General features: G+C 72.6%; 12 protein-coding genes. 10 read left to right on the forward strand and 2 right to left on the reverse strand.

All coding sequences use genetic code 11. The annotated features are described in order from the left end of the window. Positions 1–72 precede the first annotated feature (72 nt). The 8 genes from DEJ29_RS05065 to DEJ29_RS05100 all read left to right on the forward strand — a co-directional run bounded on the left by DEJ29_RS05065 (position 73) and on the right by DEJ29_RS05100 (position 9,420). Positions 73–1,227: an extracellular solute-binding protein gene (locus DEJ29_RS05065; protein WP_110891788.1), complete on the forward strand. Its 1,155-nt coding sequence runs from the start codon at positions 73–75 to the stop codon at positions 1,225–1,227. Positions 1,228–1,456: 229 nt separating this feature from the next. Further along, the gene (locus tag DEJ29_RS05070) at positions 1,457–2,272 is read left to right on the forward strand and encodes an ABC transporter permease (protein WP_284174107.1); all 816 of its coding nucleotides are present in this window, start codon (positions 1,457–1,459) and stop codon (positions 2,270–2,272) included. Continuing rightward, positions 2,269–3,081 carry an ABC transporter permease gene (locus DEJ29_RS05075; RefSeq protein WP_017886992.1) on the forward strand — a complete coding sequence of 271 codons (813 nt, stop codon included), beginning with the start codon at positions 2,269–2,271 and terminating at the stop codon, positions 3,079–3,081. The genes DEJ29_RS05070 and DEJ29_RS05075 overlap by 4 nt, the downstream gene beginning before the upstream one ends. A gap of 83 nt (positions 3,082–3,164) precedes the next feature. Next, positions 3,165–4,241 carry an ABC transporter ATP-binding protein gene (locus DEJ29_RS05080; protein ID WP_258376040.1) on the forward strand — a complete coding sequence of 359 codons (1,077 nt, stop codon included), beginning with the start codon at positions 3,165–3,167 and terminating at the stop codon, positions 4,239–4,241. Continuing rightward, complete coding sequence (locus DEJ29_RS05085) at positions 4,238–5,839, forward strand: inositol monophosphatase family protein (protein ID WP_111096062.1); 1,602 nt, start codon at positions 4,238–4,240, stop codon at positions 5,837–5,839. Before DEJ29_RS05080 ends, DEJ29_RS05085 begins: the two co-directional genes overlap by 4 nt. An 877-nt stretch (positions 5,840–6,716) precedes the next feature. Beyond that, positions 6,717–7,514 carry a hypothetical protein gene (locus DEJ29_RS05090; protein WP_071405482.1) on the forward strand — a complete coding sequence of 266 codons (798 nt, stop codon included), beginning with the start codon at positions 6,717–6,719 and terminating at the stop codon, positions 7,512–7,514. Positions 7,515–7,573: 59 nt separating this feature from the next. Then, the gene (locus tag DEJ29_RS05095) at positions 7,574–8,575 is read left to right on the forward strand and encodes an ATP-binding cassette domain-containing protein (RefSeq protein WP_111022661.1); all 1,002 of its coding nucleotides are present in this window, start codon (positions 7,574–7,576) and stop codon (positions 8,573–8,575) included. Beyond that, positions 8,572–9,420, forward strand: a complete 849-nt coding sequence (locus tag DEJ29_RS05100) for an ABC transporter permease (RefSeq protein ID WP_051596514.1) — start codon at positions 8,572–8,574, stop codon at positions 9,418–9,420. The genes DEJ29_RS05095 and DEJ29_RS05100 overlap by 4 nt, the downstream gene beginning before the upstream one ends. A gap of 58 nt (positions 9,421–9,478) precedes the next feature. Here DEJ29_RS05100 and DEJ29_RS05105 read toward each other — a convergent pair whose 3' ends face one another. Both DEJ29_RS05105 and DEJ29_RS05110 read right to left on the reverse strand, forming a co-directional pair. After that, on the reverse strand, positions 9,479–10,141 hold the full coding sequence (locus tag DEJ29_RS05105) for a LuxR C-terminal-related transcriptional regulator (protein ID WP_111096063.1): 663 nt from the start codon (positions 10,139–10,141) through the stop codon (positions 9,479–9,481). Next, the gene (locus DEJ29_RS05110) at positions 10,138–11,376 is read right to left on the reverse strand and encodes an ATP-binding protein (RefSeq protein WP_111096064.1); all 1,239 of its coding nucleotides are present in this window, start codon (positions 11,374–11,376) and stop codon (positions 10,138–10,140) included. The genes DEJ29_RS05105 and DEJ29_RS05110 overlap by 4 nt, the downstream gene beginning before the upstream one ends. Positions 11,377–11,490: 114 nt before the next feature. Between DEJ29_RS05110 and DEJ29_RS05115 the strand changes: the two genes are divergently transcribed. Continuing rightward, positions 11,491–12,915, forward strand: coding sequence for a PspC domain-containing protein (locus tag DEJ29_RS05115; RefSeq protein ID WP_181438296.1), 1,425 nt, complete (start codon positions 11,491–11,493; stop codon positions 12,913–12,915). An 11-nt stretch (positions 12,916–12,926) separates the two neighbouring features. Continuing rightward, positions 12,927–13,205: a hypothetical protein gene (locus DEJ29_RS05120; protein ID WP_111046348.1), complete on the forward strand. Its 279-nt coding sequence runs from the start codon at positions 12,927–12,929 to the stop codon at positions 13,203–13,205. The last annotated feature ends 115 nt before the right edge of the window (positions 13,206–13,320 follow it).

Genomic DNA, 13,320 nt, shown 5'->3' on the forward strand with positions numbered 1-13,320 from the left:
GCCCGCACGAACCCCGCACACCCGCACGCCCCACCCCCACACCCCACGCACCACGGAACAGGGAGAACCCACGTGAAGACCCGAGTCCTCGCCGGCCTCGCCATCGCGGCAGCCGCGACCGTCGCACTCTCCGGCTGCGTCCAGAGCGCCAACGCCTCGAACGCCTCCGACACCGACGGCACCACCGACCTCACCGTGTTCATCAGCGGCGACACCAACGTCCAGGACCTCTGGGACAAGTCGCTCATCCCCGCCTTCGAGAAGGCGAACCCGAAGATCCACGTCAGCACGAGCATCGACCTGCACGGCGAGCACGACGCCCAGACCCAGGCGAACCTCGCCACCGCGGTCAAGGCCGGCAAGTCCGTCGCGTACGACCTCGTCGACGCCGGCTTCGTCACCACCGCCGGCAAGGCCGGGCTGATGGCACCGGTCAGCGACAGCACGATCCCGAACCTGAAGGACGTCCCGGACGCCACGAAGCAGCAGGGCGGCGACAGCGCCATCCCGTACCGCGCCTCGAGCGTGCTGCTGGCGTACGACGCGAAGAAGGTCACGGACCCGCCGAAGACCCTCGACGACCTGCTCGCCTGGATCAAGGCCAACCCGGGCGAGTTCGCCTACAACTCCCCGTCGTCCGGCGGTTCGGGTGGCTCGTTCGTGGCCACGGTGCTCGCGAAGTACCTGACGCCCGCCGAGCAGGAGACGATGCAGACGAAGTACGACAAGTCCCTCGAGTCGAAGTGGGACAAGGGCTTCGCGGCCCTGAAGGACCTCGGTCCGTCGACGTACCAGAAGGGCGTCTACCCGAACGGCAACGACCAGGTCGTGCAGTTGCTCGGCAGCGGCCAGATCGCGATGGCCCCGGTCTGGAGCGACCAGTTCATCACCTCGCAGAAGACCGGCATCATCCCGAAGACCGTCAAGGCCGTGCAGATCGACGACCCGTCGTTCACCGGCAGCGCGAGCTTCCTCGGCATCCCCAAGACCGAGCCGAAGGCCAAGAAGGCGGCAGCCGAGAAGCTCGCCGACTTCGTGCTGAGCTCGAAGGGGCAGCAGCTCGTCGCGAGCGCCGTCTCCGGCTACCCGGTGATCCCGCTCGACAGCCTGCCGGCGTCGGTCGCCGAGCAGTTCGCCGACGCGAACCCCTCGCAGCTCCGCCTCGGGTTCCAGAGCGACTTCGCCGCCGACATGAACGCGGCGTGGGACGCGAAGGTCCCGCAGTGACCCAGACCGTCCAGGACGGCCCGGCAACCGGCCGGGAGGCCCGTGGCGACTCCGAGCTCGCAGGCTCGCTCGGCGCGTCCCGCGCGTCCCGCCCCACGCACAGGGCCCGGCGCACCCCGCCAGCGGGCGCACGGCGCAGGAGCGGCTGGCCAGCCGCCGGCGGTGGCAGGGCCTCGCCCTCGTCGCAGCCCCGGTCCTGGTCGTCGTCCTGTTCGTCGGCGTCCCGGTGGTGAACGCCGCCCTCTTCAGCCTCGGGTTCACGGGCGGCCTGAACCAGGCGCTCGCCGACATCGGTGGCGACACCGTGCGCGGCTTCTCGTTCGCGGTCTACGCGACCCTGCTCGGCAACGCCACGTTCCTGCGCGACCTGGTCGCGACGCTCGGGGTCACCGCGCTGTCGACGGGCCTGACCGTGGGGCTTGCCGTCGTCGTCGCGGTGATCCTGCGGCTCCGCGGAGGCTTCCTCGGCAAGACCCTCAGTGTCCTGGCCGTGGTGCCGATCTTCGTGCCGGTGGTCATCGCGAGCTGGTCGGTCCTGACCTTCACCGACGCGCAGGGGTTCCTCCGGAGCCTCGGTGCGCAGTTCGGCCTGGACGTCCCGGTGTGGGGCTACACCCTCGTCGCGGTGGTGTTCGGCAGCGTCTGGACCAGCCTGCCGTTCGCGGTGCTCATGATCGCCGGGGCGCTGCAGGGCACCCCGGACGCCCTGGTCGAGGCCGCGAAGGACGCCGGGGCGAGCACCTGGCGCGTCGTCTGGCAGGTGCTCCTGCCGATGGCCGCGACCCCGCTCGTCATCGCGACGACGTTCACCGTGATCGGGGTCCTCGGTTCATTCACCGTGCCGTACTTCACCGGTCCGAACGCGCCGACGATGCTCGGCGTCGACATCTCGAAGTACTTCCAGGCCTACAACCGTCCGCAGCAGTCGACGGCGATGGCGTTCATCGTGTTCGCGTTCGCCGCGGCCGCGAGCGTCTTCTACCTCCGCTCGACGGTCCGCTCGAACGCGGGCGAGCTCGACGAGAAGCGTCAGGAGCAGCAGTGATCAAGCGTCTGACCGGCAACGCCCTCGTCTGGGCGACGGCGATCGTGCTGGCCGTGTTCATCCTCGGGCCGCTCGTCTGGCTGGCGGCCCGGGCCTTCGCCACGACGTGGACCTACCCGAACCTGCTGCCCGACGGCTGGACCCTGCAGTGGTGGGGCACCGTGTTCGAGGACCGCAGCCTGGCCGTCGCGGTGCAGAACTCGCTCGTCCTCGCCCCGCTCACGGTCCTCATCGCCGCGGTGGTCTGCCTGCCCGCCGCGTGGGCGATCAGCCGCATCGAGTTCCCGGGGCGGCGCCTCGTGCTCGTCGGGCTGTTCGCGACGAACGCGTTCCCGAAGATGGGCCTCTTCGTCACGATGTCGGCGATGTTCACCGCGCTGAACCTCATGAACACGGTCACCGGCATCCTGATCGTGCACGTCCTGGGCTGCGTCGTGTTCATGACCTGGCTGCCCGCCGCAGCGTTCTCGGCCGTGCCGCGGTCCCTCGAGGAAGCCGCCCGCGACGCCGGGGCCAGCCGCTGGCGCACCTTCTGGAAGGTGACGTTCCCGATCGCCTGGCCCGGGATCCTCGTCGCGATGGTGATGTCGTTCCTGGCGTCCTTCGACGAGGCGCAGGGCACGTACCTGGTCGGCGCCCCGACGTACATGACGATGCCGACGGCGATGTACTCGCTCGTCCTGAACTCCCCGCGCCAGGTCTCGGCGGTGTTCGCGATCGCGCTGAGCATCCCGTCCGTGGTCCTGCTGCTGCTCGCCCGGAAGCACATCATGGGCGGCCGACTGGCGGACGGCTTCCAGATCCGATGACCCGGCCGCGACCGACCGGGCCGACACCCGGACAGACACCCGGACCGACACCGATGACCCACACCAGCACGAAAGGCGACCAGATGACGGACGCAACGCTCGTCGCGGAACGCGCACCGGGCCTCCAGGCCGACGGCAGCACGACGGACCGGACCCGATCCGGCGGCCTCACCATCCGCGGACTGCGCAAGACGCTCGGCGGACGCGACGTCGTCGCCGGCATCGACCTCGACGTCGCGAAGGGCGAGCTCGTCTCGCTCCTGGGGCCGTCCGGCTGCGGCAAGACCACGACGCTCCGGATGGTGGCGGGGTTCCTGCCCGCCGACGGCGGCGTCGTGACCATGGGGGACCGCGACGTCACGTCGCTCGGTCCGGAGCGCCGGCCGAGCGCGATGGTGTTCCAGAACTACGCGCTCTGGCCGCACATGACGGTGACGCAGAACGTCGCGTTCCCACTGCGGACCCGACGGGTGCCGAAGCAGCGGGTCGCCGAGCGGGTGCGCGACGCGCTCGAGCTCGTCGGCCTGAGCCACCACGCCGGCTCGAAGCCGACCGCGATCTCGGGCGGTGAGCAGCAGCGCGTGGCCCTGGCCCGCGCCATCGTGCAGGAGCCGGATGTCCTGCTCCTCGACGAGCCGCTGTCGAACCTCGATGCGAAGCTCCGTGTGAGCGTCCGCGACGAGATCCGCCGCATCCAGCAGCGGCTCGGCATCACGACCGTGATCGTGACGCACGACCAGGACGAAGCGCTCAGCATCTCGGACCGGATCGCCGTGATGCACGACGGCCGCATCGAGCAGATCGCGACCCCGACCGAGCTCTACGCCCGCCCAGCCACGAGCTTCGTGGCGTCGTTCATCGGGTCGACGAGCGTCGTCACCGGACGGTTCCTCGCCGGCACCTCGGTCAGCCCGACGGCGGCCGACACGGTGCTGGTCCGCCCCGAGCAGGTCGCGCTCACCGACGACTCGCCGATCCGTGCGACGGTCGCGCGGGTGCTCATGCGGGGGCACTTCGCCGAGGTCGTGCTCAGCACCGACGGCGCGGAGCTCCGCGCCTACGTCACCGGGCCACCGCCGGCGGTCGGCACCGAGACCGGGGTGCGGCTGGGCGAGGTGCTCGTCCACCGCGACGGCGTGCTGCTCGAGGTCGCCCGATGAGCGCCGCCGTGTCGGCGGTCTCCGCTGCGGCTGCGGTCGACCGTGTGGTCGCCACCAGCCCGGACGGGAGGCCCGGCGTGCGTCCGCCACGCCTCGTCGCCCACCGCGGCGCGCCGCGCGTCCGGCGTGAGAACACCCTGCCCGCCATCGCGGTCGCCGAGGCGCTCGGCGCCGAGGTGATCGAGGTCGACGTCCGCCGCACCGCTGACGGCGTCGCCGTCCTGCTGCACGACGAGACCCTCGGCCGGATGTGGGGCGACGCCCGCCGGGTGTCCGACGTCGACTGGTGCGACGTCGCCCGGCTCGGCAACGGCCTCGACCGGATCCCGCGGCTCGACGGCGCGCTCGAACGCCTCGACGGCTGCAGGTCGACCCTGCTCGTCGACCTGACCGACGCCGAGGACGCCCTGGTCGCCGCCCGCACCGTGGCGGGCTTCACCGGTTCCACCGCGGTGGCCTGGTGCGGAGCACCGGCGGCGATGACGGCCGTCCGCTCCGTGCTGTCCGACGCCGACGTCTGGCTGGCGTGGGAGTCGCTCGACCCGCCCGTCGCCGCGGACCTCGAGGCGCTCGCGCCGTCGACGCTCAACCTCGACGTCGCGTTCCTCACCCCGCGCACGGTCGAGGTCGCGCACGCCCTGGGCCTGCGCGTCGCCGTCTGGACCATCGACGACGTCGAGCCCGCCATCTGGGCAGCCCGGCTCGGTGTCGACTCGATCACCACGAACGACGTCGGGTCCATCGGAGCAGCCCTGTCGGCGGCCGAGCGCGACGGCTGGCCCGAGCGCGACCGCGAGCCCACCGAGACCGAGGTCGCCTCGCGCGCCCAGGCCCTGGCCCACCGCATCGCCCACGAGGTCATCGCCTACACGCGCGAGCACCCGGTCAGCGAGGTCCACACCAAGGCGAACCCCGCCGACCTGGTCACCGACGTCGACCGCCTGGTGGAGCAGCACGTCCGCTCCCGCGTGCGGATGGTGTTCCCGACGCACGGGTTCACCGGCGAGGAGTACGGCGAGGCCCCCGGCGACCGGCACCGCTGGTTCCTCGACCCCGTCGACGGCACCACCAACCTGGCCAACGGCGTGCCGTGGACCTCGATGTCGCTCTGCCTGACCCGCGGCGGCCGTCCGCTCGTCGGCGTCGTCGCGGACCCCTGGCGCGGCGAGGTGCTCGAGGCCCGACGTGGCCGCGGCGCCACCCTGCGCGACCGCCAGCTCCGACTCGACGACACACCCCGGCCGCTCGCCGGTGCCGTCGTCGGCACCGAGCTCGACGGACACCGCCCGTGGCCGGGGTTCGGGGCGTTCCTCGACGCCCTGGCCGACCGGTCGTGCACGCTGCGGGTGCAGGGATCGGGCACGTTGACGATCGCGCAGGTCGCGGCCGGGCGGGGGATCGGCGGCTGTGTCTCGGCTTTCAACCCGGTCGACCACGGTGCCGCGGTGCTGCTCGTGCACGAGGCCGGGGGTGTCGTGCTGACGCCGTCCGGCCCCGTCGAGGGCTTCCCGCCCATGGGGGAGCCGTTCCTCGTGGCGCACCCGGGGGCCGCGGACGAGCTGCACGCGGTGTGGACGGCGGCGCTCGCCGCGGGGTGAGCCACGCGGCGCAGACCGGAGGCACGGTGCTGGGTCTGCGATCCGGTGCGGGGTTGGCTGCTGGGTGCGGCGCTGCAAGCGCGCACGGGGCTGGGAACCGCGCACGGGGTGCGTAGGTGCGCACGGTGCGGACTGGAGGTGCGGTGCCAGCCCGGCACGCGCCTCCCGGCCGGTGGGTGGTGCGCACGGTGCGGGGTCGGCGATGCGGTGCGGGGTTGGCCGCTGGGTGCGGTGCTGCAAGCGCGCACGGGGCTGGGAACGGTGCACGGGGTGTGCAGGTGGGCACGGTGCGGACTGGAGGTGCGGTGCCAGGCCGACACGCGCCTCCCGGCCGGTGGGTGGTGCGCACGGTGCGGGGTCGGCGATGCGGTGCGGGGTTGGCCGCTGGGTGCGGCGCTGCAAGCGCGCACGGGGCTGGGAACGGTGCACGGGGTGTGCAGGTGGGCACGGTGCGGTGTCTGCGATTCGGTGCGGGGTCGGCGATGCGGTGCGGGGTTGGCCGCTGGGTGCGGCGCTGCAAGCGCGCACGGGGCTGGGAACGGCGCACGGGGTGCGGAGGTGCGCACGGTGCGGACTGGAGGCGCGGTGCCAGCCCGGCACGCGCCTCCCGGCCGGTGGATGGTGCGCACGGTGCGGGGTCGGCGATCCGGTGCGGGGTTGGCTGCCGGGTGCGGCGCTGCAATCGCGCACGTGGCTGGGAACCGCGCACGGGGTGTGCAGGTGCGCACGGTGCGGGCTGGAGGCACGGTGCCAGCCCGGCACGCGCCTCCCGGCCGACTCTGAGCGGGCGCTCAGTCATCCGACGCCGGGGGTTCGTAGTGTTGCAGTCCACGACGGGTTCGACCGGGCCCACCGTGCACCCGAAGGAGCATCGACCATGGGATTCCTCGACCGCCTGCTCGGACGTCCGGAGCGTGACCGATCCGCTGACGCACAGCAGAACCAGTGGGGGCAGCCGCCGCAGCAGCAGGGCTACCGGTACGGCCAGCAGTCCTACCAGCAGCCGGCGCCGTCCGCACCGCAGGGCGCAGGCGACCAGTACGGCGTCCCGCAGTGGGGCGGTGCGCCGACGCAGCAGCAGGGCGCGACGACCGACGACGAGCGTGCGGTCGAGCGCTACCGCTACCTGCTCCGCACGGCACCGCCGGAGCGCATCGAGGAGGTCCACGCCGAGGCCTTCGCCAAGCTGACCGACGAGCAGCGCCGCATGGTCTACGACGAGTTCACCCGGACCGCGCCTCCCGGTGAGGCACCCCGTGGTGACGACCCGCGCTCGCTCGCCCAGTCGGCGACCCGCTCCGAGATCCGCCAGCCGGGCTTCATGGAGCGCTCGCTCGGCGGCGTCGGCGGTGGCGGCGGACGTTTCGGCGGTCAGCGCGGCGGTCCGTCGTTCGGCAGCATGATCGGCGCCTCGATCCTCGGGACGGTGGCCGGCTACGTCATCGGTTCGGCGATCATGAGCGCGTTCCTGCCGGACCCCGGTTCGTTCGATGGCGGTACCGACGCTGCGGGTGACGGTGGTTCGGAGGACACTGGTGCTGAATCCGGCGATGCCGGGGCGTCCGACGGCGGCGCATCCGACGGCGGCGGCTTCGACAATGCGGGCTGGGGCGACAGCGGATCCGACTTCGGCGGTGGCTTCAGCGACTTCGGTGGTGGCGACTTCGACGTCTGAGTGACGTCCGTCGCTCCACCGGACCCCCGGGTACCCACCGTGTCCGACGAAGGAGCGACATGGCCATCATCGAAGCCTCCGGGCTGACCAAGACCTACAAGTCGAAGTCCGGGCCGGTGCACGCGCTGGCCGGACTCGACCTGTCGGTGCCGCAGGGCACCGTGAAGGCGCTGCTCGGGCCGAACGGCGCGGGCAAGACCACGGTGGTGAAGGTGCTGACCACCCTCATCACGCCCGACTCGGGCACCGCGACGATCGACGGCATCGACGTGATCGCCGACCCGCAGGCCACCCGGCGGTCCATCGGGGTGTCCGGGCAGTACGCGGCGGTCGACGAGAACCTGACCGGGTTCGAGAACCTCGAGATGATCGGGCGGCTCTACCACCTGGGCCGCAGGACAGCGCGCGACCGTGCCCGGGAGCTCATCGACGTCTTCGACCTGTCCGAGGCGGGGGACCGTCCGGTGAAGGGCTTCTCCGGCGGCATGCGGCGACGCATCGACCTCGCCGGGGCGCTGGTGATGAACCCGCGCGTGCTGTTCCTCGACGAACCGACGACGGGCCTCGACCCCCGGAGCCGTCTGGCGCTCTGGGGCATCATCGAGGACCTCGTGGCCGAGGGCGCGACGGTGCTCCTCACCACCCAGTACCTGGAAGAAGCCGACCGGCTCGCCGACGACATCGCGGTCATCGACGACGGCGCGGTCATCGCCGAGGGCACCGCGGACCAGCTCAAGGCGCAGGTCGGCGGGCACCGCGTGGTCGTGACCCTGGTCGACGAGGCCGACGGCGACGCGGCGACGACGGTGCTGCGCCGGTACGGGGTCGGCGAGGTCGAGACCTCGGGCGACGGCCGCACCCGTGCCATCGCGGTGGAGGCCGGCCCGGCCGCCCTGCAGCGCGTGCTCGCCGACCTGGGCGAGGCCGGAATCGAACTCCACGACGCCGGCATGCGACGTCCGACCCTCGACGACGTCTTCCTCCGCCTGACCGGACACGCCGCGACGGACGACGACGCCGGTGCACCCGCGGCGACCAAGCAGAAGGAGACGGCACGATGACCACCACGTCCCTCGCGCCGGGCCGCCAGCTGCCCGTCGTCGTCACCTCGCCGCTCGCCGTCTGGGTCGAGGACGGCTGGACCGTCACCAAGCGGAACCTCATCAAGCTCAAGCGGTCGCCGGACATGCTCGTGTTCGCCGTGCTGCAGCCGATCATGTTCGTGCTGCTGTTCAGCCAGGTCTACGGCGGAGCCATCCAGGTGCAGGGGACCGACTACACGCAGTTCCTGATGGCGGGGATCTTCGCGCAGACCGTGGTGTTCGGTGCGACGTTCTCCGGGTCGGCGATGGCGCAGGACCTGAAGGAGGGGCTGATCGACCGGTTCCGGACGCTGCCGATGTCGGCGTCCGCCGTGCTGGTGGGGCGCACGAACTCCGACCTCGTCCTGAACTCGATCTCGATGGCGATCATGATGCTCACCGGCCTGGCGGTCGGGTGGCGGGTGAACTCGTCGCCGCTCGAGTTCCTGGCCGGCATCGCCCTGCTGCTGCTGTTCAGCTACGCGTTCAGCTGGGTCATGGCGCTGCTCGGCATGAGCGTCAAGACGCCCGAGGTCATCAACAACGCCTCGTTCATGATCCTGTTCCCGCTGACCTTCATCTCGAACGCGTTCGTGCCGAGCGACACCCTGCCGCTGGTGCTGCGCGTGTTCGCGGAGTGGAACCCGGTGTCGTCGCTCGTGCAGGCCGCGCGCGAACTGTTCGGCAACGTCGGGTCCGCCCCGGTGCCGGACATCTGGACGATGCAGCACCCCGTGCTGACCGTCCTGATCGGGATCGCCGTGATGCTCGTGGTCTTCGTGCCGTGGGCGGTCAACAAGTACACCCGCATCAGCGCGAAGTGAGGCCGCTGTGGGCGGTCAACAAGGCTGCGCCATCCACCCCCGCATCAGCGCGAAGTGATCAGAGCAGCTTGCGCTGCAGCGCCCACGCGGTCAGCTCGTGCCGGTTCGACAGCTGGAGCTTCCGGAGGACCTTCGACACGTGAGTCTCGACGGTCTTCACCGAGATGAACAGCTCCGTCGCGACCTCCTTGTAGGCGTACCCGCGCGCGATCAGCCGCATGACCTCCTGCTCGCGCGCGGACAGGCGGTCCAGCTCGGCGTCGTGCTGCGCGGTCTCGCCGCTGACCGCTCCGAACGCGTCGAGCACGAAACCGGCCAGGCGCGGCGAGAACACCGCGTCGCCGTCCGCGACACGCGCCACGGCCTCGGCGACCTCGGCACTCGACGAGCTCTTCGTGATGTACCCGCGGGCGCCGGCCCGGATGACCCGGACGACGTCGTCGGCGGCGTCCGACACGCTCAGCGCGAGGAACCGGGTGTCCGGGTTCCCCGGTGCGGACCGCGTGATCACCTCGGCACCACCGCCACCGCCGCCACCCGGCAGGTGCACGTCGAGCAGGACGACGCGCGGGCGCGTGGCCGCGACGAGTGTCACGGCCTCGTCGACGGTCGCCGCCTCACCCACGACCTGGAGGCCCGGTGGCAGCCCGGCGCGCACGCCGGCTCGGAAGATGGAGTGGTCGTCGACGATCGCGACGGTCAACGGGGCGGGCTCGGTCATGCGTGCTCCTCGTCCTGGGCCGCGGGTGCGAGCGGCAGGGTCAGTCGGACCTCGGTGCCGGTGCGCCCCGGCCCCGGCGCGATGGTCGCGTGGCCGCCGAGGCGCTGCATCCGGCCGACGATCGACTCGCGGACGCCGTACCGGCCCGCGGGCACCGAGTCGACGTCGAAGCCCGGGCCGCGGTCGCGGATGCTGAGCTCGACCCGGTCGCCGGCGGTCTCGACGTACACGCTCACGGTCCCACCGGCGTGCCGGGCGGCGTTGAGCATCGCCTCGCGGGCGGCGGCGACGAGCCCGTCCGGCAGGTCGGAGCGGGCGGGTCCGACCGCGATGACCTCGATGCGGGCGGGGTACTCGGCCTCGATGTCCACGGCGGCGTCCCGCAGCTGCGTGCCGAGGTCGCGCGCCGGTTCCGCACGCTCGGTGAAGAGCCAGGACCGCAGCTCGCGCTCCTGCGCCCGCGCCAGCCGTGCCGCGTCCGAACCCGGCTCGGCCTTCTGCTGGATGAGTGCGAGGGTCTGCAGCACCGAGTCGTGCAGGTGCGCCGCGAACTCGGCCCGCTCGAGGTCGCGGACGCGGGCGGCGCGTTCCTCGGCGAGGTCGCGGACGAGCCGGACCACCCACGGGGCGACCACGACGGCGACCCCGACCAGGACGGCGACCGCGGCGGTGAGCACGGTCCAGACGTTCGGGCGGCTGCTCGTCGTGAAGAACAGCAGGATGCCGAGGACGACGAGCACCAGGGCCCCGAGCGCCCGGACGACGAGGGCGGAGGACCCGGCGGTGCGGACGTTGCGGAGCGCGTCGAACTGCCGCCAGGCGAGCGCGGCGCCGGTGACGACCACGACGCCGGGGACGATGAACTCGAGGGGGACGGCCACCCCCATCCGCGCTGCGACCACCGCGCCGGCGGCGGCGAGCAGTGCCACGCCGAGCAGGATCTCGACGACCGGGGCGCGACGGGCGGACACGGGGTCGTCGTCGTCTCCGTCGACGCCGACGGCAGGCGTCAAGAAGGACTTGAGCGGTGCGCGGCCCGAGGCCGAACCGGCGGGCGCACTCGGGACGGTCGCCCAGAGCCAGGCGTAGAGCAGCAGCCCGGCGCCACCGCAGACCACCAGGACCGCGGTGGCGAGCCGGACGGCCCCGACCGGCAGCCCGGTGTGCGCCGCGAACCCGCTGCAGACCCCGCCGACGACCCTGGGGGTCGGGCGCGTCATCGTCGCGGTGGCCATGGGGCAATCCTGGCACCCGGACGGCCCCCGCAGCAGTGTTCGGGGCCGGGATCAGGGACCGGTCAGGGGGAACCCCGATGGTGTCGGCGCAGCACTGCCGGGATGCTGGTGGCCATGACCGATCACCAGCACGACTCCGCTCCCGGCACCGCCGCCGGCAGCGCCGACTCGACGACCCGGTTCTTCGCCTGGGTCCGCGGCCTCGGCATCGCGCGCACCGACGACCGCTGGCTCGCCGGCGTGTGCGGTGCCGTCGCCCGCCGCACCGGGCTCGACCCGCTCGTGGTCCGCGGCGTGACGATCGTCGTCGCGCTGCTGGGTGGGCCGGTCTTCCTCGCCTACGCCGTCGGCTGGGCGCTGCTGCCCGACACCGCCGGACGCATCCACGTCGAGCGGATGATCCGCGGTGTCCTCGACCCGGCGCTCATCGCGATCGGCGCCTTCGTGGCGCTCACCTTCGTGCCCGCCGCCCGCGGCCTGTGGTGGCAGGGGGTCCAGGATGCCTGGGGGATGCCCGGCTGGCTCGAGGCGACCCTGGCCACCGCGTGGAGCATCGTGCTCGTCGGCGGGATCGTCTGGCTCATCGTGGTCCTGGCCCGACGCGGGGTGGACGGCGATCGGACAGCGGGCAGCGGCACCGGCACCGGCACCGGCACCGGCACCGGCACCGGCAACGACCCGACCGCTGCACCGCGGGGCGACTTCTGGACCAGCCCCGAGGAGCCGCACCCGGCCCGGAACGCGTGGACCGCGGAGGCGACCAGCGCGACGGACGCGGGACGGGCCTCCTGGCAGTGGGGTGCACCCGCGAGCCCCGAGGACCGGCGACGGCAGCACGAGGAGCGGATGCGCGCCGAACGCGAGCGGGCGGCCGAACGGCGGGCCGAGCGGGTGGAGCGGCGACCCGGGGCGGCGTACGTCGCCGTGTCCCTCGGACTCGCACTCGTCGCCGGAGCCGGGGTCGCGTTCTGGGCGCAGCAGGCCGGGTGGCCCGTCCTGGTCCTCGGGATCGCTGCCGCGCTCGCGGTGCTGGCGATCGCCACGATCGTCGCCGGGATCCGCGGCCGCGACGACGACGTGCTCGGACTGTTCTCGACGGTCGCCGCGGTGGCCCTGGTGGTCACCGGGGTCCTGCCTGCCGGCACCCAGGTCTCGCTGATCGGTGGCACCACGTGGCAGGTCGAACGCGCCGCCTCGGGGACCGAACGGAACTTCGCGATGCTGGCCGGCGGTCCGACGCTGGACCTCCGCGAGCTCGAACCGTCGGCGGTCGGGGGCGACGTGAACCTCTGGCTGGGCGCCGGCGGAGCCGAGGTGCTGCTGCCGACCGACCTGCCGGTGCGGGTCGAGGTGAGCGGTGTCGGCTACGGGGTCGACACCGGCGGAGGCGACGACGACGGCACCGGTGGGGTGCTCCGGACCACCACGCTCGAGAACCGTGCGGCACGCACGGCCGATGCGGACGAGACGACGACGGTGCACCTGTGGATCCTCGGCGGTGGCGTCGAGGTGCCACGGGCGATCACGGTCGGCGAGTGAGGAACGGGACGATGACGAACGACGGAACGACCAACGACGAGACGACTCCGCCGATGGCTCCACCGGCGGCTCCCGACGGGCCCGTCCGGCGGCCCGCACGCCGTGGCGCGCGCTTCGGCACGATTCTGTGGGGTGTCCTGATGCTCGTGTTCGCCGGGGCGATGGCCGTGAGTGCGCTGCCGATGTTCTCAGTGGACACCACGACCCTGCTGTTGGCCGCCTGCATCGCCGCCGGTGTGCTGCTGGTCGTGGCGGGGATCGTGGCGACACTGTCCCGCACACGGCGGTAGTGGGAGCGCCCTGTCCACAGGACCGTCCGGGTGTGCACGGGGGTCACCCGGACGGCTTACCATCATCCACGTGACCGCGACAGACGCCGAGCGGGCCGCCCAGCGCGACGCCACC

Origin of the sequence: Curtobacterium sp. MCPF17_021, assembly GCF_003234605.2 — a bacterium.
GTDB classification, from domain to species: Bacteria; Actinomycetota; Actinomycetes; order Actinomycetales; family Microbacteriaceae; genus Curtobacterium; species Curtobacterium flaccumfaciens.